The organism is Rhizobium hidalgonense (assembly GCF_005862185.2).
GTDB lineage: Bacteria > Pseudomonadota > Alphaproteobacteria > Rhizobiales > Rhizobiaceae > Rhizobium > Rhizobium hidalgonense.
Genome location: NZ_CP054028.1, coordinates 1,248,377 through 1,272,588, shown reverse-complemented (window position 1 = coordinate 1,272,588; position 24,212 = coordinate 1,248,377). Strand labels below are relative to the sequence as shown.

Genomic DNA, 24,212 nt, shown 5'->3' with positions numbered 1-24,212 from the left:
CAAAGAAATGCCTCCAACCCAGATCTAAAGGGTTGGAGGCTTCTGGCCTACGGTAAGGCGAAGCGAACCAAAGTGGAACCACTAAGCTGCTTGGACGGAACCTCGGCCGACGAGGCTGATGTCATCAGGATTTATCAGATCAGAACCCGTCCACCCGGAGAGGTCGTACTCGCTCATGCAGGCCTTCACCAAGGACTGCATGGACGCGAGGTCGCCGGTGGCTGTCGCCGCTCCTAAGGTCTCGATCCGAAGGTTTTCATAGTTACCGGCATAGTTGCGCTCGTAGAGCTCGTGGCGACCGCCGAACTCGGTGCCGATGGCATCCCACAGAAGCTTTAGGAGCTTGACCCGGTCCAGCGCGGCATAGCCGTTCGAGCCACGTACGAAGCGGTCGAGATAAGGACGGATTGCCTCACTTTCGAAATCGGCAGCACTCGACGGCAGATAGATGAGGCCGCTCGCAACGTGACGCTCGATCAGTTCCTTGATCCGCGGGTAGGCCATCGGCGCCAACACGCGGTAGGCAAGGCCGGCATTGAGGTTCGGCAGGTTGTAGCCTTCCGTTCCCTGCCAGGGAACCGGCGACTTCACCATCGCATCGCCAAGTGCATGAAACGTGTTGCGCCAAGCAATGACCTCGCCGACGCCGGCCTGGACGCCGCGAAAATCCTTCGAGCCCGTTGCCTCGACAGCCATCGAGAAGAGACCGGCGAGGAAGTCGAGTTTCACCGACAGGCGCGTGAGGCCGTGCAGCGTAAAGCGTGGGACGAAGCCCGATGCTGGGAAGAACTGATTGATCTTGTCGACGTCTCCGTAGATGAAGACGTTCTCCCAAGGCACCAATACCTTGTCGAAGACGAGAATGGAGTCGTTCTCGTCGAGGCGGCTGGAAAGCGGGTAGTCAAACGGCGATCCGGTCGCGGCCGCGTTGAACTCGTACGACGAGCGGGCAATGAGCTTGATGCCAGGCGAGTCCATTGGCGCGGTAAAGATTAGCGCAAAGGACTTGTCCTTGATTGGAATGCCGTAGTGGGCGATGAAATTGTAATGCGTCAGCGCCGAGCCCGTCGCGACGACCTTGGCTCCCGAGACAATGAGCCCCTTGTCCGTCTCCTTCTCGACATGCATGAAGACGTCGCGCACCTCCTCGATCGAGCGGTCGCGGTCGATCGGCGGATTGACGATGGCGTGATTCCAATAATCGAGACGCTCTTGCGTGCGGGCATACCAGGTGCGCGCATTCTGGGCGTATTCGCCGTAGAAGGCCGAATTTGCCCCCAGCGTTCCAAGGAACGAGGCCTTGTAGTCAGGGGACCGGCCCATCCAGCCGTAGGAGACCTTCTGCAGCTCGGCAATAGCGTCTCGTGACTTGATGAGGTCTTCGCTCGTTTTGGAGCCGAGAAAGAAGGGATGCGTCAACTTGCCCGACCCCGTGTCGGTCAGCACGCCGATTTCCTTCTTCTTTTCGTGGAAGCGATCGTACCAGCGCGCCACCATGCGCGCGGAATTCCGAAATGCCGGATGCTCGGTGACGTTCTTGACGCGCTCACCATAGATGTAGATCTCGCGGCCGTCCTGAATGCTCTCCAGGAACTCCGAACCGGTGTAGGCGTCGGTCGAGTTTGCGTTCTCCTCGGACGCGATAGCCAGATTGTGCATGTCGTTCACTCCTCCATTTGGCCGGGTGGGCTGCGTGCCGGTGCGGCGCTTTGATCCGAAAGGGCACTCCTTCCCTTTCCGAGGGAGAGAACTATGCGCTTGCAGGGAGCGATTGATAGGTATCATGCGATACCGCTTCAGGCATCGCAGAGCATGCCGGCAGGCGCTAGATTTACTCATCGATGGCGCTGGAGAAGGCGCCACGGCTGGGAACATGGGAGGAGACCATGGATCATCACCCCCGCATTCATGTGCAGAATGAGGCAGAATTGCTTTGCGGATCGGCCCTGACGATCGGAGCCTTCGACGGGGTTCATGGCGGCCATCAGGCGTTGATCCGGTCGGCTGTGCTAAATGCGCAAAGTCTCGGCATTCCCTCTGTCGTCTACACATTCGATCCGCCTCCCAAGGCTGTGCTGTGCGGTGCCCGCCCCCTCACTTCGATCGACGAGAAAATCGAGCGGATAAGCGCCCTCGGCCCCGATCACATCGTCGTCGCCCGTTTTGACGCGTTCTATCGGGCCCGCACAGCAAATGATTTCATTCGCGAAATCGGTCGGCTTTCGCCGCGGGTCATTTGGCTCGGCTCGGATTTCCGCTTCGGTTCCTGCAAGAAGGGAAACCCGGCATTGCTAGCCAGCCACTTCGATACTCGCATCCTTCCGGCCATATGTTGCGAGTCTGGCGAGGTTGTATCGAGCACTCGGATTCGAGCCCTTAGGGCCGCAGGACGCTTCCTCGAGGCGGAACGACTGGAAGGATGGTCGGAGCTTCCGCCGTTTCGAGTATCCAATGACAATGGAGGGCACCATGCGACTGCTTGATCCCCGCACGTTTCGCGACGCCTGTGGTGTCTTCGCGACCGGTGTGAACATCATCACCACCCACTGCGACGGCCACGATCACGGCATGACCGCCAACGCGTTCATGTCGATTTCTCTCGATCCGCCACTGATTGCCATCTCAATTGCAGAGAAGGCGCGAATGCTCGAGAAGATCCAGAAATCGGGGCGTTTCGCCGTCAGCGTTCTTGCTTGCGGCATGGACGCTGTTGCCTGGCACTTCGCAGGCAAGCCAAACGCTAATCTACACGATCTGTTCGACACTCTCGATGGCCTTCCAGTGATCCGCGGTGCGCTTGTCACGTTCTCAGCCATCGTCCACGACGAAATCCTCACCGGCGATCACACGATTTTCGTCGGTCGGGTCCAGGCGCTCGCGAGAAGCGACGGCGATGAACCGCTGCTTTTCTTCAAAGGTAAATTCGGCGCCATGGAAAATACGCGAACTACTGCGGCTTGCCTGCTGCAGGTCGAGACCGAGCTTATGTGGTGAGGATGAACCGCATACTTACACGTTTGAGGAGGAGAAAATGCGAAACGTAACCCAGCAAAACATCTCGGATGTCGTAATCGCCGCGCTGTCTTCGGATATCCCGGCCCGCAACCGTGAGATTCTTGAAAGCCTCATCCGCCACATCCACGCCTTCTGTATCGAGGCGAAGATCACCCACGCGGAGCTGATTGAAGCCTGTCAATTCCTCGTCCGCGCTGGACACATCTCTGATGACGCTCGCAACGAGTTCATTCTGCTTGCCGACATCCTGGGTGTCGAAGTTCTGGTCGACATGCTCGACCACGCCGTGACCGACGGTGAGAGCGAATCTACTGTCCTCGGGCCGTTCTATCGCGACAACCCGCCGGTTTTGCCGAAGGGTGCCTCGATTGTTCAGAAGAGCTTCGAAGGCTCTGAGACCGTACGTGTTCGCGGAACCGTGCGCGATACGGCCGGACGTCCCGTTGAGGGCGTGACGATTGACGTTTGGGAGGACGCGCCGAACGGTCTCTATGAACAGCAGGATCCCGAGCAGCCCGACTTCAATCTTCGCGGCCGCTTCCTGACCGACGAAAGAGGCGAATACGAATTCGTCGGCATTCGGCCGGTGCCCTATCCGATCCCCTACGACGGCGCAGCCGGCGAACTGCTGAACTATATGGGCCACCACCCGTGGCGCCCTGGCCATATCCACTTCATGCTCAAGAAAGATGGCTATCAAAGCCTTGTGTCGCAGATCTATGACGCGGACACCAAGTATCTCGACAACGACGCCGTCTTCGCCGTTAAGGAAAGCCTCATTGGCAAGATGGGCAAAGCCGGAGCTGGCGCTGACACGGATCTCGTCATGGAATTCGATTTCAAGCTCAAGCCGGCTACCGGCACCATGTCTGTCGCCGCCGAGTAATCACCGCAGCAGCATTCCAGCATCGATCCGCCGAGCGGCGTCTCTGCGGATCAGCTCGAAAGGCAATAGGAACATGCCCCCCGCCATCGCTGAACCATCCCCAACTACTGACCAATCCGCGGCCGGTATGCGGGACATGCGGATTCGGTCCATCGTAGCGACCATCCTCGAGGCTCCCACCATTCGCCGGCATAAGCTTTCGAACACGGAGATCGCCCACCAGGGATTTGTTCTCGTGCGGGTTCTGCTTGAGAACGGTGTCAGGGGCATCGGCGAGGCCTCTACGCTCGGTGGGCCGCGTTGGGCCGAGGAGAGTGTGGAGTCAATACAGGCGGTCATCGAGAAGTATCTCGCCCCCGCCCTCGCAGATCAGAATGCGATGATGTTCGAGGCCAATGCGGTGCGCATGTCAAAGGCGGCCACGCGCAATTTCGCTGCCAAGGCAGCGGTTGAGTCGGCACTTTTTGATGCCGTCGGCCGCACGCTCGACCTGCCCGCCAGTGCGTTGCTCGGCGGGCAGGTCCGCGACAGCATCGGCGTGATCTGGGCGCTTGCCTCCGGCGATTCCGGACAGGAACTCGAGGAGGCACGCGAGAAGCTACGTCTGCGTCAGCACAAGGACTTCAAGATCAAACTCGGCTTCAACACGCCGGATGCCGACGTCAGGCGCCTGCAACACTTGCGCGCCGGCTTGGGCGACGACGTGCGGCTTATCGTCGACGTCAATCAAGCGTGGACGGAAGCACTATGCCTCAGGCTCTTTCCCGCGCTCGAGGAACTCGGCGTGGCGCTGATCGAGCAACCGGTTCCGGCGTCCCAACGTGACGCCATGGCGCGTGTCGCTTCGCGGACCCGTATCCCGCTTCTCATCGACGAGGCGGCCTTCACCAACACGGAACTGGCGAGTGTCGCCTCGCAGGCCTGCGGAAGCGTTTATTCTCTCAAGCTCGTCAAAAGCGGCGGGCTTCTTGAGCTCAAGCGAGCGGCCGGCATCGCGCAGGCATTCGGTATCGAGCTTTATGGCGGATGCCTGCTGGAAAGCAGCATTGGCGCAGCAGCGCACATGGCTGTGTTTTCGACGCTTCCCAAGCTCGAATGGGGAAGCGAGCACTTCGGTCCCCGTATTCTCGTGGACGATCTGGTCGCGAAGCCGCTGGTCTTCGAGGAGTTCGAGATCCATGTGCCGACTGGTCCTGGCCTCGGCATGACCCTCGACGAAGACAAGGTACGCTTCATGGCGCGCAAGGCAGGAAGCCAATGACACCGGAAATGCCGTACGCACTCCATCGGTTCAAACTCGAAGACATGGCGGAGAGGCTCAACGCCACCCCTCATCTCCTGCGCCTCGGGCGCCTGTTCAACGAGACCGTGCTGCTCGAAATAGACCGGGATGAATTCTACCTCACCTTCGAGAAGGGCCGCGTGGTTGAGATCAAGGAAGGTCCGAGCAAGAAACTGCCGTGGCGCTTCGCGCTCAGGGTCAAAGGTGAGGCGCTGGACAAATTCTGGCACCCGCTGCCAGAGCCTGGGTACCATGACATCTTCGGTCTTGTGAAATATGGGCATGGCCGCATCGACGGAGATATTCTGACGCTCGTGAAAAACCTGCGCTACTTCAAGGAATTCATGGCATTGGGACGGCGGGAGAACAGCCTATGACATCCTCGATCGAGCCGATCACCGGCCGGTATGTCCGCCTGACCGTCGAGGGCACACCGTTGCGGGTCTACTTCGAGGAAGCCGGCCAAGGCCGTCCGGTGGTGTGCTTGCATACCGCCGGAGCCGATACACGCCAATGGCGGTTCATTCTCAACGACTAGGGTTTCACCAAGTCGCACCGCTTCCTGGCATTCGACATGCCCTGGCACGGCAAGTCTTTGCCGCCAGAAGGATTCGAGACTGCGGAATACCTGCTGACCACCGGAACCTACATTGAAACAGTGCTCTCTTTTTGCAGTGCGCTGGGGCTGGAGAAGCCACTGCTCGCGGGGTGCTCAATGGGGGGCCGGATCGCTCTGCAACTGGCAGCACTGCATGCCGATCGCTTTGCCGGCTTCATCGCCATCGAGGCGTCCGATTTCCAGCCCGCTTGGTATGACATCAACTGGTTCCATCGTCCCGACGCCCACGGCGGCGAGATGGGCGCCGCGCTCGTGTCGGCCAATATTCCTCCCCAGGCGCCGTCTGTCGAACGCTGGAACACCCAGTGGATGTTCATGCAATCGGGTCCGGGCGTGTTCCGCGGCGATCTCAGTTTCTACACGAAGGATGACAGCCTCACCGACAGGCTGGGAATGATCAACACGAGAAAAACGCCGGTGCATATCATGTGCGGAGAATACGACCTGACCTGCACACCCGAGGACGCCCGGCGGACGGCGGAGGCCATTGAGGGTGCCACCCTTGCCATCATGAAGGATCTTGGGCATTTTCCGATGAGCGAGAACCCCGCCGCCTTCCGACCCTATTTTCAGGAGGCGCTGGAGCTTATGAGGCACTCCCAGGCGGAGCTGGCTCATGCCTGACGGACGATGATGGACTTCAAACGGCTGAGTTATTTTCTGGCGGTGGCGGAAGAGCTGCATTTCGGCCGGGCATCCGCGCGGCTCGGTATTGCCCAGCCCCCGCTCAGTCGCCAGATCGCTCAGTTCGAAAAGGAGCTCGGCGCGATCCTGTTCGATCGCAGCCGCAGCCAGATCAGGCTCACCCAAGCCGGCGACCTGCTTCAGGAACGGGCAAGAGAAATATTAGAGCGCGTCGACCAGACGGAGCGCGAGGTGAGGCGCATCGGCGAGGGGGTTGCAGGGCGTCTGCGGATCGCCTTCGTCGGCACTGCGACGTTCGGCGTCCTCCCCAACATCATCAAGGCATTTCGAGTCGCCCATCCGGATATCGAGCTGGCTCTCTCTGCCATGAACAACGCCGAGCTGCAGCGCGCACTGATCCAACGAGAGATCGATATTGCTGTCGCGCGTCCCGCGATCGAGGATCCGGAGCTGAAATCCGAGACGTTGATCGAGGAGCCGCTGGTCCTTGCGCTGCCAGACGTATACGCCGACTTCCAAGGTCCGATGAAGCTCGAAGACCTGCGAGAAACGCCGTTCGTGCTTTTCCCGCGCCGGCCGAGGCCAAGCTACGCGGACTACGTCCTCGACGTCTGCAAGCGGAACGGCTTCATCCCTGCCTCACAGGTGATGGCTCAGGACTTCCTGACCGCTATCAGTCTCGTATCGGTCGGCGTGGGTGTGTGCGTCGTCCCCCAGTCGGTCGCCCTCAATGAGCGGACCGGGGTTGTCTACCGAAACTTTGAAGGCTTCAATCCGGGCACCAAGCTCTCGCTAAACTATCGTCGCGACAACCGCTCGCCGCACCTGTTCGGGTTTCTGGCGCTCGTGCGGAAAGTTGCCCGCGTATAATTCCGAGATCGCTGGTGTTTCCGTCTGATTGGATCTCCAGCGTCAAAACTTCCACAACAGAGTGCTCTGCAGACGTTCATCGCCCTCGAGGGACTTCCGCTCACCATCCCGATCCGGACCTTGGCGGCGAGAACTGGCATGTCCGCTTTTCGCGTTGCGCGGCCTAGCAACGGATGGTCGGCCGACGGCCCCAATCAGTCATTTCAGCCAGGCCAAATTCTTAGCTCGCCTAACCAATCTGTTACCAAGGAAAATTGTAATAACAGGGGCGTGGGTTCGTATCCTTTCAACTGCAACGATGGATAACATCAAAGGAATGATCGTTGTGCGCCTCCGGCAGTCGGCAGACTGTCATCGGCCTACCCAGGCTTTCTGTTCAAGGGTCGAAATCTGTACGCCGGCATGATGCCAAAAAAATGTCAGCAGGTTCGGACGAGATCGCGCTCTATTTCTTCACTTGGACCAAGGTTCGCATCATCGGATGCTAATGCGCGGCGGACGGGGCGATGATCCCGAGATTGCCAAGCCCGACGACGATCAACTGGACTGCGACTGCCGTCAGCAGAACGCCGAAGACGACCTCCGAAACGATCATGGTGACTGGCTTCATACGCTTGGCGAGCTTGTCGATGTTGGTGAACACCAGATAGTCCAACGCGCCGACGATCAGGATCAGGGCGGTGACCAGTATGGCACTGGCGATCGAGACAACTTCGCCGGAAGCGATGATGATGACCGTGATGCCGACAGGATTGAGCAAGTAAGGGACCGCGAGCGGAAATATGGCCAGCTTGTCCGGGTCGACGGGAGCCGCAAAGTCGTCGTGCGGCTTCTCCGTTGGTCCTGATGCCATCTTGATCGCGATCAGCGCGAGGATGATGCCGCCGGCGACGGCGACTGCGCCGCCCGTGATATGGAGAAGCCGCATCAGCAGAGCGCCAGTGGCAAAAAGGATGAGCGCCGTAACGACGGCGATCAGAACCATCTGACGGCCGATGCGTGTCTTGGTTTCTGTATCGAAAGCGTGGGTCTTTTCCAGAAACGGCACGAGGGCGATCTTCGGCCCCATGCCGATCAGGAGCAGCAGCAGAAGTTTTCCAATGAGTGCGGCATCGATGACTGTGAAATCCATGGAAACGTACCCTCTATAATTTCTGACTTGAAATTCCTGGCCCTCCCCGATCGGGGGAGGGGTATTGAAGACAACCAGACGACCGCGCCGGCCTTTCTACCAGCCGCTCAGCGCGGGCATACATCCCAGAAGCCTGTCGTCTTGGCCGGCGAGGTGTAGTACCAGCATTGACCGGGCTGGGGCGGCGTACCTGCCAGTGAAACGGCGGCAGCGCCGGCGACGAAGCCGATGGCAGCGCCTGCGGCGATGGCAGTACCTGGACGCCAGTAGCGGCGAGGGGCGACGACAACGACGCCGCGCCGGACGGGCGGGCGAACAACAGGACGGGTGGTGCGTCCGACCGCAGCGCATCCGCGAGGCCCGCAGGCCGCAGCACCGCAGCCTCTCGGGCCGCATGCCGCCACGCCACGACGGGCTTCGGCCGTCGCCGGAAAGAGGACGGGCGCGCAGACCATCATCAGCACGGCAAGTGTCACAAGCATGTGCAATAGGTTGACTAGGATCTTCATTTCATTCCTCCTTGCTGTTGTGTTTCGTTTCATGGCCCGACGAGTGTCGCTCTTAAGCCGAGTTCGCGGCTGTTGCCGCGCTGTGCGCTGCGAGCGTCTGCTGGGCAGCGGCCGCAACAGCGTCGTCCTTGCCGCCCGAGACCTGGACTGTGGGCACTGCGAGCTTAATCCCGTTTTCGTTGAATGCGTCATGGATCATCCGCAGAGCCCGCCGCTTCAGTGTGAACTGCTGGCCCGGAAGGGTCATGACCTTCATGCGCAGGAGCAGGCCGGAGTCACCGAGGCTGTCGATCCCCTGCATCTTCAGCGGTTCGATCGTCGTTGGTTTGAATTCCGGATCCTCGAACAGCTCCAGGCCGATCTTCTTGATGATCTTGCGGGCCTTCTCGATGTCGGAATCGTAGGTGATGGTGATCGTCATCTTCTCGATCACCCAGTCACGGCTCATGTTCTGGATCGCCCCGAGTTCGCTGAAGGGGACGATGTAGACCGCGCCGCGGTGATGCCGGAGCTTGACGGATCGTAGGCTGAAGGACTCGACGGTGCCCTTGTAGCTCCCGCTCTGGATATATTCGCCCACCCTGAAGGCGTCGTCGAGCAGGTAGAACATGCCGCTGATAACGTCCTTGACCACGGTCTGCGCGCCGAAGCCGATAGCGACGCCGACGACGCCGGCACCGGCGATCAACGGACCGATTTCCACGCCAAGCGACGACAGCGCCATCATTATCGCGATGGCAGCGAACAGGATCATCAGGAAATTGCGAAGGATCGGCAGCAGGGTTCTGATACGCGTGCGCCGCCGCTCCCGTTCGCTGCCGATTTCAAGGACGGCCTCGGTATCGCCGAGCTTGCGATCGATCAGCACTTTCACGATATTCCAGGCGAGATCGACGACCAGCAGAATGATCCCGGCGCTGAGAAGGCCGCGCACGAGGCGAAGAAGCGGCGAATCCTGCATTGTCATCTCAGTCAGCCTGACATCGAGGGCGTCCGCAAGCAGGACGATGGCGCCGACGATCAGCGCCGCCCTTATGCCGCGCTCGACGATCACCGAGACGACAGTGCTTCTTTGGTGACCGTCCTCTTCAGTCGCGGAAGAGCGCAGGATATTGTTGACCGACGCTTTAGTGAGGGCGATGGCGCCGGGCAGGGCGGCACAGACTACCGCGATCCAGAACAGCCGCATGGCACCGACCACCCACAGCAGCCAGACGGCAACGAAATAGACCGTCCAGAGCCAGTTCCGCGCGCGCAGACCGATCCGGCTCGCTTGACCACGAGACAATCGAGACGGACGCCTCCAGACAGCTTCGATGCCGATGACGAGGAGCACCAGGCCAAGCGAATAGGCTACGAGTTGCCGGGCCGGGATGGAAAAGCCGAGGGTGCCGAGCAGCCGGATGGTCACCCAGCCAAAGGCATACCAGCCGACGAGATAGCCCAGGCGTTTCGCCCAGTGGCCGGCGGCATTTTTCGTGATCGGTACGACGCGGAACCGACCCTCTTCCTCGGCCCGTGGCGCCAGGAACACGTCGAAAAGCGCGCTCGCCAGGCGGAAGACGACGATCGCTAAGAGGTAGCCGACGACGACCTCCCGGATGACGGGCGGCCATTGGAACAACAGGAAGAAGCCGATGCTGCCGAGGCCGAAAGAAAGCACGTAACATGCCGCCCACAGGAGCCGGGCGGCCAGCGCGATCACCCTTTCCAGAACCGTCGCATAGGGCGCGCGCGCCATCCATGCGCGCCAGCCGGCGCTGATCCACCAGAACAGCCATTGCACGGCCAGCCCGGCGGCGAGGAAAGCGGCGATCAGGAAGATCGGCCGCGTCCCACCATTCGCCTGAATGTCTCGTTCGAGCACGGCTCCGCCGCGCATCGTTTCCCGGGGGAAGGAATCGACGGCGCCAAGAAGGCCGGCGGCATGGCCACGGAATCGCATCGCGAATTCGGAGAACGAAGGGTCCCGATTCACCATTTCCGGGGGTGGCTCCGTCGCCGGCTTAGGAGCGGGCGACTGCTGCTGCAGGAAGCGCTGGACGTCAGGATCAGAGAGCATTCCGAGAAAGCGCTGGACGCTTTCTGGCTGCGGGCTTGCAGGCTTCACGCTCTGCGCCACGGCAATGGAGGCACAAAGGAGAAGGGACGCCAAGGCAGCCCCAGTGAAAAACGGTCTAAATATGCGGATCTTGGAAAGTGGTGGCATTGTCTATCCTGATCTCTATGAACGTCAGTTTGCCGGCTCCTGAACCGTCATTGCCTGCACGACTCCTTCGATCGGCCTGCGGCAGTGCAGTCGGGCGCTCGCGGCCGCGTACCCACAGGACCCGTGAGGCCGCTCACCTGGCCGGCGTAATTATCTCTGGTGTCGGCATCGACGACGGCGACCGGGGCGGCAAGGATCAGGCCGGCTGCGCTGCCCGCGGCGGCCGCCGTGCTCGTCGTTGCGGCAAGGATCTTGTCCCCGAGCCCGACCTTGCTGTCGGTCAGCGTCTGGCCGTCGGAAATCCGCGCGCCGATCAGTTGAACGACCTCGGGCGATTCCGCAAATTTTCCGTGGTTCAGCCTGTCGCCCGCCTTGACCTTGGTGAGGTCGATCACCGTGATCTGGCTGTCGGCCAGTTCCTTCTTGAAGGGCGCCTGCTCGGGATCGATGGCGCCGAGTCTGGCGACGTCGCCCCATACCCTGCGGGATACCGCGAGCGCGCGGTCGTCTCGCGAAACGAACAGGGTGAACTTTGGGTGCTGTTTGCCCATGTCGACGATCTGCTGCCGGAAGACATCGACATCCACATCGGGCGAGGCCAGCATCACGTTCTCGAACTTGTCGGGAAGCCGGCCGTTGCGGATCGCCATCTGGCGAAGCGCTTCCAGCGCCAGCCAGTTCCCCATGGAATGCGCCAGGATCGAGACTTCCTTCACCTCCGGATCCCTGGCGAGATACTGGAAGAGCGTCTCCAAGGCGTTGCGCGTGTAGTTGGTGCTCTCTCGGTCATACCCGTATGCCAGCAGGCTGCCGCGCGATGGCCATGTCACCAGAACCGGCGCACTATGGACACGGGAATCCTTGACGATTTGGGCGAAACGATAGACGGAATCTTCGAAGCGATTGTTGAAGCCGTGGATAAACACCAGCACGCTGCGATCGCGGCTCTTCCTGACCGTGGCGCTCAGCCATTTCCTGGCGTCGTCGCGGGTGATTTCGTCGGCTTTCAAGGTTGCGAAGTCGGTTGCCGGGTTGGATGGAAGCCGCCTCGGCCAGGCGACTTCGCCGACCTTGCGGACGTTCGCAGGCGGGATAGATACGGTGATGTCGGCAAAGGCCGGGGCGAGTGCGCGCTCGCCCGTGAACATCTCGCCTCGTATCGTGGAGCGGGTGCGCGTCGTCGTCACCAGCATGTCGACCTTGGTGGCGTTCGGCGCGCTATCGGCAACCGGGATGAGCACGTTCTTCGGGTGGCCGCCGCATCCGGCCAATGCGCCGAGCAGCAGAAGAGCCGAGATCCATGTCAGACCCGGGGAAGGGCATGGCCGAATTCGCCCATCTCGACATCTTGTGCTCACTGCTGTTCCTCATCGCCCTGTTAAGTTCTCGGCACTGTCAAGTTAAGGCAGGCCTCGACGCGGCGCGCGGCGGCGGTCGAAGTCGGCACAGGCGAGACTATGCGAAGATGAGCTGGCTTGCCCGTATGATCGGGTATGTTACGGGTCGGGAAGAGCGCATCAGCGGGGCTGCAGATCCGAGGAGGCGGCGGTCGATGACATTGCATCAGGATCGGGCACCGTCATCCCTGCCTTGCGAAGTCCTTCGATCAGACGGTCGCGATCGTCAGGCTGAATGTTGCGCATTGCAAGTTCCGTAACCACGTTCGGCAGGAAGTCAGGCCGCATGCCGACGAAGACTTGTCCTTCCCGGCGGGCGTCGTCCATCAGCCCGGCCTCGGCGTAGATGATGGCGGCAACGACATGGAAGAGAGGGAACTTTTGCATATTCGCCTGCCGGATCTCCAGCACCGCGGTGTCGTTGTCGTGGAGCATGTAGGCGGCCAGCGCTCGCGTTCCGTGGTAGAAGCCGCCGCTGCCCGGATTGAGGGCGATGGCCTGGTCGAGAAGGGCTGCTCCGCGCTGCCATTGGCCAGCGATCGCAAGCCGCGTTCCGAACTCGCCCATCAGTTCGGTGTCGTTGGGATTGGTGGCGAGCGCCTGCTCGCCCACCCGCAGTGACTCAGCCAATTGCCTGTCGAAGAACAGCGCCGTCATCAGCGCTTGCAGTCCGCGCGTATTGTTCGGATCGATCTGCGTTGCGCGCCTGGCGGCATCGAGGGCACGCTGTGTGGCTGCGCCCTGGACTGGCGTCGGATTGAACTTGTAACGGTCCTCATCGAGATAGACGATCGATAGCATCGCCCAGGCGGTCGCGTAGCTCGGAAAGCGCGCGAGCGCTGCCTCGAGACAATCCCGGACGCGCGCATGCGCTGCAGCGCTCAGTTCCGAACGATAGGCATAGAAGCGCAAAGTGCACTCATAGGCACCGAGATCATCCGGCGGCGGACTGGCGGCGTCGACCTGTGCCATGACCCCGTAGGGCTGGGCGATGGCGGTCGCGACCTTTCTGGCGACATCCGTCTGGATCGCAAACAGGTCTCCCGACGCCAGATCATTGTCATAGTTCTCCGACCAGAGGATCTCGCCGTCCGCTGTGTCGAGCAATCTGGCCGTCACACGAAGACGCTTGCCCGACGTGCGAACGCCGCCGGCAAGAAGATAACGGGCACCGAATTCGGCCCGGACCTCCGATGCGCCCACATCCGCGGGGAGGGACTTGGAGGTTTCGCGGCCGAAGACCTTGATCTCCTTGAACCGCGGCAGGATGGTCATTAGTTCTTCGGTCAGGCCGGCGGTGTAGAGCTGCGCCTCCGGCCCTTCGCCGAGATTGGCAAAGGGGGCCACCACGAGGGCCGGACGATCGGGCGACAAGCTCATGCCGCGTTCGAGCGAGGGAGTGGGAGACCGGGCCCCGATCCAGTATAGCGAGATGGCTACCGCAGCGAGAGCGGCGGCACCCGGAAACAAGACCCGCCTTGTCGCCCACCAGCGTCCGGGGCGGACCTCGGAGGGTGCTGCGTCTTCGGCTTCTTCGTCTCCGGTGTCGGCTGACGCGGGACAGGACCAGGCGAAGCTTGGGATATATCCACCTTTGGGAATGTCGATCCGAACCGGATCATGCTGCCCGGCGACGAGATAGTAGCGCTCGAGCGACCGCCGCAGCCGTCCGGCCTCGATCCTGACCACCGGATCGTCCTGGGTGAAGCCGGCATCCCGGCCGAACACCTCGATCGCGATCGAATAGGCTTTGATCCGGTTGCCCCGGCCGTCGAGAGTTTCCGAAACGACATAGCGAAGAAACGCCGCGGCGCGGCCGACGCCTGGGAATTCAGGACTAGAGACGATACGCTCTAGCTGCTCCCTGATATCGTCGGCTCGAGGCGCGGGCCTCAAAGAAATGGGTGCTGCAGACCCCTCTGCTGGTATCCACGTCTGCATGTCTGTCCCCAATTCCCCGTTGAGTCACATCACTGCCAGACCGTATGTTACGGTAACATACTCCACGAACCCTCCGTCGTCCATGAAGATCGGGATCTGGCATACGCTGCAGCGGCAGCCCAAAATGCCGGCAAGGAGTGAACCATGGGCGAAAGCGTGACCGCAGTCCGTCGGCAGTTTCCAGACAGGATCAGGGCGATCGACGAGCTCTTTTCCCTTAGCCAGGACTTCCGGGAAATCTGCAGGGATTTTGCAGATGCCCAATCGGCGCTGGAGAGATGGAATGTCTCGACCGATCCGAAGCGGAACGAGCGCGTCGTCGAATACCGGGAGCTGATCGCAGAACTTGCCAAGGAGATAGAGGGCGCGCTGGATAACGTCTCGGTATCGCCACCGCCAGGTACTCGCTGACGGGCAACGAGGCCGGCGGCAAACCATCACTGGGCGTATGTTACGGTTACCTACTTGCGTTCCATCGGCCGGTAACGACCATCGCGACAGAGGTCCAGCGCTGAAACTTTGCGCTTTCCCGAAACGAAACGCTTGCGAAGGATATTGCCGTGGTTTCCGAAAACTTGGACGAGCCTGTCATTTCCCCAGCGCCTCGGAACCCGCTCCGCAGGATAGCACTCATCATCGTCCTGCTGGCGCTCGCCCTGTTCGTCCTCTCCATCTTCATGGAGCGGCGCACGCCATCGACCTCGCAGGCTCAGGTCCAAGCCTATATCGTCGGCATCGCGCCCGAAGTTACCGGCCGGGTGGTGGAAGTCGGCGTCGCCGACAACTCGCGCGTCGAGGCCAATCAGATTCTCTTTCGTATCGATCCCGAGCGCTATGAACTCGCGGTCAGTGAGGCCGAGGCGAGCCTTGCAAGTGTCGGCCAGTCAATGGGCGCGTCAACGGCTGCTGTCGATGCAGCGCAGGCAAAGCTCGTCACGGCCCAAGTCGATCGGGACAATCTTCGCGAACAAGCTGCGCGCGCAGCAGAGCTGCAAAAGAGGGGCGTGTATTCCAAAGCGCGGGCTGATTCAACCAAATCGGCTTTCGCTCAGTCAGAGGCCGCCGTCACCGGTGCCGAGGCTGAGCTGGCCAAGGCCAAGGAGCAGCTCGGGCCGAGCGGAAATGACAATCCGCAGCTCCGGGCAGCTCTGGCAGCGCTCGAAAAGGCACGGCTCGATCTGGTGCGGACCACCGTTCAGGCACCTTCGGCCGGGGTCGTGACCAACCTCCAACTTACAACCGGTAAGGTTGTGTCGGCTGGACAGTCAGCCATGACCTTTATCGATGTCGGAACGATCTGGATCACCGCCGCCTTCAAGGAGAACAGCCTCGAGAAGGTGGCAGTCGGCAACCGGGCGGAAGTCCTTTTCGACGCGCTTCCCGGTCGGTTGTTTCCGGCGCAAGTCGAGAGCGTTGGTTTCGGCGTATCGCAAGGCAGCACCGACCCGAACACCGGATTGCCGACGATCCGGAGCGATAGCGGCTGGGTCCAGGAGCCGCAGCGGTTTCCAGTCCGGCTCATCATCGAGGAGGCGCAGAGGCCCAAGGGCGGAGTACGCTACGGATCGCAGGCGACCGTCGTCATCTACACCGGCGACAACCCGGTCACCAATGCCTGGGGATCGCTCTGGATCCGCATCATGTCGGTGCTGACCTATGTCCGCTGAGAGGAGCCCTGCGGTCGAGGAGCAGAAACGCAAGGGCCTGCGGGTTGCGTTCGCGGTCTCGATCGGCTTCACGCTCGCGGTCTATGCCGGGGCCATCGTGCCCTTCCTCGGTCCGCTCTTTGCCGCCCAGTTTCTGCTCGGAAGTTCGCGGCCCATGCAGCTCGACAAGACCATCGGCGCGGCGATGATCATCCTGATCGCCGGGATGGCGATGCTGGTTCTGACCAACGTGCTCGGCGACCGTCCGGCGCCCTTTCTGCTGATCCTGGGGCTGACCTATTTTGCGTGCTTCGCCGCACAGTCGACGGGAAAGGGAGGACCGGCCGTCTTTCTCGTGCTCGTCGTTTCGATCATCGTGCCTCTGCTCGGCATCCTGAACAAGGAGCTCGCCAATTCCATCCTGTCAATCCTGGTCGCCGGGGTGTTGTCCGGCACGGCTCTGATGTGGTTCGCCCACGCGATCTTTCCCGAGCCGTTCTCCCCGGAGGTTGAGGCGGTGGCGATCGACGAGCGGCCGCCGGCCTTGGGTCCGGCGCTGGCAAACACGGTCATCCTTCTGGGCTCCGTCGTGATCTGCCTCACGAGCGACAACCTGACCGCTGCTGCGGTCATTCCGATCACCGTGGCGTCATTACTCGGGCAGCTGGACGTTGCTGCGGGGGGGCGGGCGGCAATCGGGCTCGTACTCGTCAACCTCTTCGGCGGCGTGCTCGCGTCCATTGCTTATGCCGCGTTATCTTTGCGTCCCAATCTTCTTTCGATCTTCCTCATCGTTCTCGTCGTCGTCCTTCTGATTGGAGGGCGCGCAGCCGCCAGCGCGAAGGAGGCGCCGGTATTTGCCGGCGCTCTGACGACCTTCCTGATCCTCTTTGGCCTCGGGGTCTCGCCTCTGCCGGGGAGCGCTGCAGAATCCTTCGCGACCCGCATCGTCTATGTCGCAGCAGCCTTGACCTACGCGCTGCTGTTTGCCGCCATCCTCTGGCCGCGGACCGGCCACGCAAAGAGGATATCGGCATGACCATCCGGTCGCCGCAAGAGACCGACTTGCTGCGAACGCGACAGGCCTCTAAAGCTTTCAAAAAGTCACCTGGCCTCTCGGATTATTCAGTCCTATCAGCACGGCGTGAAGGATGAGGATGGACTGTTGAGGCTGCTCATCGACGGTCGGTCTTAGAACCGGACTAACTACCCCACGTTCCTTTTAGTCTCGCCGTCTTTCGTCATCTGACGACGTGGACCCAAGAAGCCGTTCGTACTCGGCTTCCGGAGCGCCGTAACAACCATCGGCAACATCGAGGAGAATCTGGCGGCTCAAAATTTGGACGTTCTCGCGCGTCGACTTGATGGCGTGCATACCCTCGAGGATATGCAGATGGTCGGTAACACCGGACCGTCTGACGCCCAGCATCAGCGCCAAAAACTCGTGAGTAAGGGGCATATCATCCACGAGAAGACGGTCATGGCACATAAGCAGCCATCTCGCGAGGCGCTGGTGCATGTTGTATCGGCCCGCCGCCAAAGCCGAATGAACAAGTTGCAGCTCTCGCGTGTGAACGTAGCGGAGAAAGATTAGACGAACCGCCTCGTCGCGCAAAAGCGACGGGAAACGGCTGGTGGGCAGTTCTAGGCCGTCTCCTGAAACAAGTTCGGTTTGGCGTCCGATCGACGCCGAGCACAACCGGATATCCGCTCATACCTTCGTATCCAATCTGACCCACCTCGATGCCTATTCCGTTCGAAGCCACGGCCACCATTGAACCTAGGCCGCTCTCGACAAAAACAGACGTCCTCAATGGGTTGATCTGGTTCAACAAGCGAGCGGCGGACCGGAAGATCAACGGGCTTCAGGTATGATGCGATATGGTCAAACGCCTGCTCAGGAAGCCCTCGCAGCAACCTGTTCCTGGTATCTGTTTGGGCGATTTTTGTCATAGCGTCGCCTCCGTCAGTGTCTGCGTTGGCATACGTCATTTGCCGCTTCAGACCCGTTCGCCCTCGTAAACGCACGAGCGAGGCCAATCGATACCGTTTTAATCCCAATTGCTAATGCGTTCTACCCCAGCGGAACTTGCACGTAAAAAAATGGTTTGACGAAAAACTGCAGGGAATTGTCACCTGTGTAAGCCTGCGCCGGAGGCCTCATTCTCTGTCGCCAACATGCAGGTGATTGCCAGACGCGGTAACGACTGGAGCTCGGGAGTGCAAGCCGTTGCCCACCTATTATTTTCACATCCAACACGCTGACTATGTCGTGCCCGACCCAGATGGTGAGACATTCCCGGACTTGGATGCAGCAAGAGAAGAGGCCGGCGAAGCCCTCAGAGAACTAGTTGCCAGGAGCAGATCCAATCAGCCGGAGCTCCCGGAGGCAATCGAGATTCGAGACGCCCAGGGTCATCTGGTTGCCGAAGTTCATATAGATGCAGCGATACCCCAGATCGCCCGTCGAAACCCGGATCGATAGCGCCGGTAACTAGTAGATCTTCAACCAGCTCCGTGGCCGCAACCGTGCTGTCGCTCATATAGGCCAGATTCAGTCAATGGTCAGCCGGCGATGGCTATGAGGCGAGCCCGCTTGCATTTCCAGCGGGCAGGCCGCGGAGCCCGGCTTCTCTGGGGCTCTCCGACGCCGAGTTCATCGGTGAAATCGAACCGTTACAGAATCACGTCCCGCGCCCGGCGGCGTTCTGTTCCCCCAAGGGTTTGTAGATTTCAAGATTATTACGCCCCGACTGTCGTCATTCGAATCCGGTAATGTCTCGCCGCCCCGCAAGGCGTCACAGGCGTCAATGGTCAATCAGTCACGCAGGTCGGTGATCGTCGCTCCTTGAGCCTTAAAACGCAAAAGAAGGCAAACCGCCAATCATCGATATGCCGCACTGCGAAGCGCCTGGTCCATGGTTAGAATCCCCCAACTGCAAAAATTCGTCGCGCCAGGATGACGAGCCACGAAGCCAGCGTAAAATCAAAGGTTGACAAACTGCCGCCCCGTCTCTATTTAGAGTTTATCGATATTTGCTTGCTTAGCTTTGGTTACCGCGCGTTTGGCACCGCGCCCTGAACGAACCTTCCTTTCAAAAATCGCTATCAACATCCGCAGCGCGCTTCTGCCGCGGTCCTTCAGTATTGCTATGAAAGGGTTCATCATGACCACTGGCACAGTTAAATGGTTCAATTCCACCAAAGGCTTCGGCTTCATCCAACCTGACAATGGCGGCCCGGACGCGTTCGTCCATATTTCCGCCGTCGAACGCGCAGGGATGCGCGACATCGTCGAAGGCCAGAAGATTGGCTACGACATGGAGCGGGACATGAAGTCCGGCAAGATGTCAGCCTGTAATCTTCAGGCTGCCTAAATGGCATCCGCTCTCCGTTGACCACGGATGTACTGGCACTGCGAGAGCAAGATACCAATCGAGGTCAGGCAACGTTGCCTGGCCTTTTTTTGTTGCGGTCACGCCGACAGCTGCGCCTGGGACCGCATTTTCGCTTGGCCGGATCAGCTCGCCATCGAGACACTCTGAATTCGGCACGCTGTCTTTGCGGATCCAACGACGCGGTTTAAAAGCACGCAAGCCACGTCGGGGCGGTCCGACTGCCGTTCTACACCCCTGTCGCAGTCGCCATGTGGCCCGACAACCACGTTGTCTGTTGCGGTGGGTAGTGGGGCTATGGGAAGAGGCGGATCGCGCAGACTACAAGGTTACATGCGGAGACAAGATGCTCCTTCCGCGCGATCCGTATTGAACAACTTGTTTTCATGCAACGAGTTCCCGGCGCATCCGCACCAAGTATTGATGGTGAAAAGAAGTCCCCTAAACATGTGGTCCCGATAGGGTTTCATCGAACACGACGATCCGAGCTCAAATTAGAAATGTTGCGTCCGGAACATCGATGCTAGCGCAGTGAAGTTCCAATAAATGGGACACCGGTATCCAGCGCTGAAGCCTATACCGCCAAGCCACTATCGAGCGCTCGCCTGCGCAGAATCGAAAGCTCGCCTTACCGCAGCAATGATGTCCTCCCGCGGGGCAGGCTGCACAGCCAGACCTTCACCATCGGCTCCCACCCCATCTCCACAGCGACATGGCTAATAGCTAGCGACATGGACCCAACCGTCATGGTCTCATCGGCATGGTTCATTTCGGCGGCGCCGGAAGCGGCGGCCGTTTGGGTGAGTGCAGGCATGGGAAGGCACGCTGGGACGCGGCGGCGAAGGCCGCGCATGTCAGCAGTGTGCGGGCGGTCTTGATGGCTTCGTTTGAACGCGACAACGAACCTTGCTGGACGCTCAAAGTTCCGGCGTGACGACGAGGGGAAGGGAACATCCACTGACGACGAAGGTTAGCTAGCAGAAGGAGTCAGCATAATGGGAATGAACAAGCCGAAAGACGGTGCACCGGGCACCACGGACCAGTCGCCGCGATGGGAAGGTCCGCAGGAAAACACGCCGCGGGGATACCTGCCCGCAAAGGACGATCCCGACCGTGCGGAAGACGTTAATGGCGAGACCAATGCCGACCCCCAGGTCAAAAAGATCTCGGACGGGCTGAAGCAGAAGGGCGAGAGCGATGTCTGATGTCGAGAAGGACGCCAAAGGCCAGTTCGCCAAGTCGATTGGCGACAGAAAGGCGACAGGCGTCGCCAGTGCCAAGCCGACAGTCATCACCGGATCGGAAGACGCCACGGGGCACAAGACGCCTCCAGGTAAGAAGCCTGTGAAGGAATGGGATCTGAACTACGATCCCTCTGAAATGAACGAAGGTCAGACTCGGAAGTCGAGGATATAGATCCGTGACCACCAAGTTTCTTTCTCCTCGTGATGGAGAGAAAGCCAAAATCGAGGGGAACAACGATGTTCCCGCGTGGTTACCTTACCTGCGGATCGGCCCGGCGCCATTTGCATCGGACTGTCTGGCAGTATCGCTGATCGGCCTCTCTTCCTTGGCCGGTAGATTTTCGGACAGGGACAACCAAAAACACGCGGCGTTACCCCCGCGCAAACCCATGCCACAGGAGGATTACCATGGCTGCTACCACGACCAAGACACTCGATGACCTCTTTCTTGATACACTCAAGGACATCTATTTTGCAGAAAAGCAGATCCTGAAGGCGCTGCCGAAAATGGCCCGTGCCGCCCAGTCTGAGGAAGGTAAAGCAGGTTTCCTCCAGCACCGCGACGAAACTCAGGGCCAGATCGAACGCCTCGAGCAGGTATTCGAACTTCTCGGCAAGCCGGCACGCGGCAAGACCTGTGAAGCCATCCAGGGCATCATCGCCGAAGGTGAAGAGATCATGGAAGAGTTCAAGGGATCGCCGGCATTGGATGCCGGTTTGATCTCTTCGGCCCAGGCCGTCGAACACTATGAGATTGCTCGTTACGGCACTCTTATCGCCTGGGCTAACCAGCTCGCCCTGAAGGATGCAGTTCCCCTGCTTCAGGCGAACCTTGCCGAAGAAGTTGCCACCGACAAGAAGCTGACCCAGCTCGCACAGGCGACTGCGAATGCCAAGGGCAAGAAGGCGGCCTGAGTGGCTTGACGATCACACAGAAAGGCCGCCTCGTTTTGGCGGCCTTTCTACGCTCCCCTCAACTAGATCATGATTTCCCCGCCGGTCACCGGAATGATTGCTCCTGTCATGTAGCTGCATCCGAAGCAAGAAGGACGTAGGCACCGGCAAGCTCCGCTGGCTGTCCGGCACGTCCGACAAGTGTATTTCCTCCAAACTTTGCAGCTTTTTCGGCCGGCATCGTCGAGGGGATGAGCGGCGTCCAGATCGGGCCAGGTGCGACGGCGTTAACACGAATGCCTCGCTCGCCCAGCATCTCCGCAAGTCCCGCGGTAAAGTTGGAAATAGCTCACTTCGTCGAGGCATAGGCTAACAGTTGGGGTGACGGCTGGCGCGACTGAATGGACGTGGTGTTGATGATGGCACTGCCGCGCGGCATGCGGGATCGCCGCCTTCGCGAGAAAGAACGGTGCATAGATGTTTGTGCGGAAGGTCTCGTCCCACTTTTCGGCATCGATATCGGCAATGTCGGCATAAGTGCGCTGAAAGGCAGCATTGTTGACCAGAATGTCGATACCGCCCAACTCATCGACGGTCCGCTGCACGAGCATCTTGCAGTGATCCTCCGACTTGATGTCGCCGGGGATGATGACGGCTTTGCGCCCTGCTTCCCTGACCCATTTTGCGGTGTCGTTGGCGTCGTCGTCCTCGCTCAGATACGAGATCGCAATATCGGCGCCCTCTCGAGCAAAGGCGATCGCCACAGCTTTGCCGATCCCCGAATCCGCGCCTGTTATAAGGGCAGTTTTGCCTTCAAGATTTCCATTCCCCCTATAGGATTCTCACCATGGTCGGGAACAGGCCGCATGGCCGTGACCCGGCGGCTCCTGCTGCTGTGCAGGATAGGGCGGCGTGTGTCGTCAGTCATCATCATCTCCATGTTGGTGGCCAAAGGCAAACATCCCGAAGCGGCAACGGTTCCCGGAGGTAGCTTTCTTTCCCCCGCAGTCGAGCAGTACCGTCCCAAAGAATGGTGGCTGTTTCCTCGAAATCGGATGGAACAAAAGCCCATGTCTTAGGTTGGACGAGGCAGAGGGCCAAGACATGTCTGCAAATCCGAAATTCCCGCCCAAAATCAAGCGGATGCGCATGGGCGAAGCCCGCCAAGGAGCATCCGCTTGAATTCATGCCGTCCTCTGACGGCGCTTACGATGCGTCCGCTCATCGATGAGGATAGGCTACCTTCGCGCCCTTGAGGGCAGGTCCGGTCGTCCCTCCAGCACTCCCCGCTGGACGACCGTTATCGCGGCGATTCCCGCTTCACCGGCCGCACGCAAAAGCGCTTCTCGAAATTGTTCCGGGGCAATTTTCCCGCTAATCGCGTCGACGCAGGCTTTCACGGCAGCAACATACTCCTCGCCGTCATCGGACGGCCAGTCCTTCATTAAAATACGCGCGGCGTCGCCCAGCGTTCGTACGATCTTCCTGGTTGCCGGGCGGGGCAGAGCGAGCCCAACGGGCGCGAATGCCGATGATGTATTCCAGCACATTGTTCGCGATCCTCAAGGCACCCACACTGCAATGCCGTCTGCAAGATACGCGCGAATGTTAAACTTCGATATTGAATAATACGCGAGGGACACAGCCTTTGATGACCGAAATTGACGACAGAGCGGCCGCAGGCTCCGGCATGAATACGGTCGGTCGATCCGTCAACTCCTCAAACCGCCCGAACTTCGCCAAGTCGTCTAACCGAGTACTCATCTGGCCAACAGACGGCGGCTTCCCATGCGGCTGAGGCTTGCGTGGCGATGTCATGCGCGCCGTCGTCGAGACCGGCAGCGTTGTCGGGAAGTACCAGGTCAAGGTCGGGGACGTCGACATGTGACTCATCCCAGTCGATCAATGCGACCCGATCTGCGGTCATGCGGACGTTGGCAGGGCTGTTCGGGTTGCCGTGGACAACGCATGTCTGACGTCCGATGAGCCGCGCCCATGCTGCTCGACATCGAACAACACCCTCGGGCGGCATCGCGGAAAGGTTGATCCTCGTTCGGGTTCCGGCGTGCAGGAGATCGGTCGACGATCGCCAGCCCGGGCGCTGCGGCCAGACCTGTGTCAACCGATGCAGCTCGCGGAGCGTGTCGGCCACGCGACGCCAGTCGGACTTGGTCTCGGGCGGTCCGCCCTCCATGTATTTCATCACCACCAGACCGTCCACGAACAGCCGGCCGTCAGTCGTCGGGATCGGCACTGGAACGTGCATGCCTTCACTGTCGAGGAATTGGATCAGCTCGGTTTCCCATGCGAGATCGGCGTCAGTCCTGCGGCCGAGGCGACCGACCGCGATCTGACCGTGGACGCGAACGCTCCACACGTCGTTGGCAACGCCGCCAGTAAGTCGTTCGATACGGACCGCGTCTTCACCCCAATGCCTGAGTGCGTTCCATCCCATTGGCAATATCCCCATCGAGCGACGAAGGTCGCAAGCATGTTTGACTAGTTTCGCGGCAGACACACAAGGCCGT

Annotated in this window: 22 protein-coding genes and 3 pseudogenes; 15 read left to right on the top strand and 10 right to left on the bottom strand. The window is 60.2% G+C overall.

Features of this window, described 5'->3' with window-relative positions; translation table 11 throughout:
* Positions 1–81: 81 nt before the first annotated feature.
* Positions 82–1,659, bottom strand: coding sequence for a 4-hydroxyphenylacetate 3-hydroxylase N-terminal domain-containing protein (locus FFM81_RS27330; RefSeq protein WP_138385569.1), 1,578 nt, complete (start codon positions 1,657–1,659; stop codon positions 82–84).
* A gap of 227 nt (positions 1,660–1,886) precedes the next feature.
* Here FFM81_RS27330 and FFM81_RS27325 point away from each other — a divergent pair, with 227 nt between their 5' ends.
* The 7 genes and pseudogenes from FFM81_RS27325 (at position 1,887) to FFM81_RS27295 (ending at position 7,317) form a co-directional block, all read left to right on the top strand.
* Complete coding sequence (locus FFM81_RS27325) at positions 1,887–2,483, top strand: FAD synthetase family protein (protein WP_138385570.1); 597 nt, start codon at positions 1,887–1,889, stop codon at positions 2,481–2,483.
* Entirely contained in the window at positions 2,470–2,994 is a 525-nt protein-coding gene (locus tag FFM81_RS27320; protein ID WP_138385571.1) for a flavin reductase family protein, read from the top strand. The genes FFM81_RS27325 and FFM81_RS27320 overlap by 14 nt, the downstream gene beginning before the upstream one ends.
* A 37-nt stretch (positions 2,995–3,031) precedes the next feature.
* Positions 3,032–3,901, top strand: coding sequence for a dioxygenase family protein (locus FFM81_RS27315; protein ID WP_138385572.1), 870 nt, complete (start codon positions 3,032–3,034; stop codon positions 3,899–3,901).
* A 127-nt stretch (positions 3,902–4,028) separates the two neighbouring features.
* A complete protein-coding gene (locus FFM81_RS27310; protein ID WP_138385573.1) occupies positions 4,029–5,162 on the top strand; it encodes a muconate/chloromuconate family cycloisomerase in 1,134 nt (377 codons plus the stop codon).
* The gene (locus FFM81_RS27305) at positions 5,159–5,560 is read left to right on the top strand and encodes a hypothetical protein (RefSeq protein WP_246401302.1); all 402 of its coding nucleotides are present in this window, start codon (positions 5,159–5,161) and stop codon (positions 5,558–5,560) included. The genes FFM81_RS27310 and FFM81_RS27305 overlap by 4 nt, the downstream gene beginning before the upstream one ends.
* Positions 5,557–6,426: pseudogene (locus FFM81_RS27300) on the top strand (alpha/beta fold hydrolase). The gene FFM81_RS27305 and the pseudogene FFM81_RS27300 overlap by 4 nt, the downstream one beginning before the upstream one ends.
* 9 nt (positions 6,427–6,435) lie before the next feature.
* On the top strand, positions 6,436–7,317 hold the full coding sequence (locus FFM81_RS27295; protein WP_138385682.1) for a LysR family transcriptional regulator: 882 nt from the start codon (positions 6,436–6,438) through the stop codon (positions 7,315–7,317).
* A 484-nt stretch (positions 7,318–7,801) separates the two neighbouring features.
* Here FFM81_RS27295 and FFM81_RS27290 read toward each other — a convergent pair whose 3' ends face one another.
* The 5 genes from FFM81_RS27290 to FFM81_RS27270 form a co-directional block, all read right to left on the bottom strand.
* A complete protein-coding gene (locus FFM81_RS27290) occupies positions 7,802–8,449 on the bottom strand; it encodes a MarC family protein (protein ID WP_138385574.1) in 648 nt (215 codons plus the stop codon).
* Positions 8,450–8,556: 107 nt separating this feature from the next.
* Positions 8,557–8,958, bottom strand: a complete 402-nt coding sequence (locus FFM81_RS27285) for a hypothetical protein (protein WP_138385575.1) — start codon at positions 8,956–8,958, stop codon at positions 8,557–8,559.
* Positions 8,959–9,010: 52 nt separating this feature from the next.
* The gene (locus tag FFM81_RS27280) at positions 9,011–11,167 is read right to left on the bottom strand and encodes a mechanosensitive ion channel family protein (RefSeq protein WP_138385576.1); all 2,157 of its coding nucleotides are present in this window, start codon (positions 11,165–11,167) and stop codon (positions 9,011–9,013) included.
* Between the two features lie 47 nt (positions 11,168–11,214).
* A complete protein-coding gene (locus tag FFM81_RS27275) occupies positions 11,215–12,525 on the bottom strand; it encodes an alpha/beta hydrolase (RefSeq protein WP_138385577.1) in 1,311 nt (436 codons plus the stop codon).
* Positions 12,526–12,684: 159 nt separating this feature from the next.
* Positions 12,685–14,505: an adenylate cyclase gene (locus FFM81_RS27270; RefSeq protein WP_138385578.1), complete on the bottom strand. Its 1,821-nt coding sequence runs from the start codon at positions 14,503–14,505 to the stop codon at positions 12,685–12,687.
* Positions 14,506–14,649: 144 nt separating this feature from the next.
* Here FFM81_RS27270 and FFM81_RS27265 point away from each other — a divergent pair, with 144 nt between their 5' ends.
* The 3 genes from FFM81_RS27265 (at position 14,650) to FFM81_RS27255 (ending at position 17,190) form a co-directional block, all read left to right on the top strand.
* Entirely contained in the window at positions 14,650–14,916 is a 267-nt protein-coding gene (locus tag FFM81_RS27265; RefSeq protein WP_138385579.1) for a hypothetical protein, read from the top strand.
* A gap of 149 nt (positions 14,917–15,065) precedes the next feature.
* Positions 15,066–16,172: an HlyD family secretion protein gene (locus tag FFM81_RS27260; RefSeq protein ID WP_138385580.1), complete on the top strand. Its 1,107-nt coding sequence runs from the start codon at positions 15,066–15,068 to the stop codon at positions 16,170–16,172.
* Positions 16,162–17,190, top strand: coding sequence for a DUF2955 domain-containing protein (locus FFM81_RS27255; protein ID WP_138385581.1), 1,029 nt, complete (start codon positions 16,162–16,164; stop codon positions 17,188–17,190). The genes FFM81_RS27260 and FFM81_RS27255 overlap by 11 nt, the downstream gene beginning before the upstream one ends.
* A gap of 183 nt (positions 17,191–17,373) precedes the next feature.
* Here FFM81_RS27255 and FFM81_RS27250 read toward each other — a convergent pair.
* A pseudogene (locus tag FFM81_RS27250) lies at positions 17,374–18,104 on the bottom strand (Crp/Fnr family transcriptional regulator).
* A gap of 235 nt (positions 18,105–18,339) precedes the next feature.
* Between FFM81_RS27250 and FFM81_RS33380 the strand changes: the two are divergent.
* The 5 genes from FFM81_RS33380 (at position 18,340) to FFM81_RS27230 (ending at position 21,705) form a co-directional block, all read left to right on the top strand.
* Entirely contained in the window at positions 18,340–18,636 is a 297-nt protein-coding gene (locus tag FFM81_RS33380; protein ID WP_425504982.1) for a DUF6894 family protein, read from the top strand.
* 682 nt (positions 18,637–19,318) lie between these two features.
* Complete coding sequence (locus tag FFM81_RS27245) at positions 19,319–19,528, top strand: cold-shock protein (RefSeq protein WP_137155677.1); 210 nt, start codon at positions 19,319–19,321, stop codon at positions 19,526–19,528.
* A 1,013-nt stretch (positions 19,529–20,541) separates the two neighbouring features.
* A complete protein-coding gene (locus tag FFM81_RS27240; RefSeq protein ID WP_138385582.1) occupies positions 20,542–20,751 on the top strand; it encodes a hypothetical protein in 210 nt (69 codons plus the stop codon).
* On the top strand, positions 20,744–20,962 hold the full coding sequence (locus FFM81_RS27235) for a hypothetical protein (protein WP_138385583.1): 219 nt from the start codon (positions 20,744–20,746) through the stop codon (positions 20,960–20,962). The genes FFM81_RS27240 and FFM81_RS27235 overlap by 8 nt, the downstream gene beginning before the upstream one ends.
* Before the next feature lie 236 nt (positions 20,963–21,198).
* Positions 21,199–21,705, top strand: a complete 507-nt coding sequence (locus FFM81_RS27230) for a YciE/YciF ferroxidase family protein (RefSeq protein ID WP_138385584.1) — start codon at positions 21,199–21,201, stop codon at positions 21,703–21,705.
* Between the two features lie 62 nt (positions 21,706–21,767).
* Here the strand turns inward: FFM81_RS27230 and FFM81_RS27225 are convergent.
* From FFM81_RS27225 to FFM81_RS27215, 3 genes and pseudogenes are all read right to left on the bottom strand, one after another.
* A pseudogene (locus tag FFM81_RS27225) lies at positions 21,768–22,604 on the bottom strand (SDR family oxidoreductase); the annotation flags it as partial.
* Between the two features lie 318 nt (positions 22,605–22,922).
* A complete protein-coding gene (locus FFM81_RS27220) occupies positions 22,923–23,234 on the bottom strand; it encodes a DUF982 domain-containing protein (protein WP_138385585.1) in 312 nt (103 codons plus the stop codon).
* Positions 23,235–23,404: 170 nt separating this feature from the next.
* Positions 23,405–24,139: a phosphotransferase enzyme family protein gene (locus FFM81_RS27215; protein ID WP_138385586.1), complete on the bottom strand. Its 735-nt coding sequence runs from the start codon at positions 24,137–24,139 to the stop codon at positions 23,405–23,407.
* Positions 24,140–24,212: the final 73 nt, after the last annotated feature.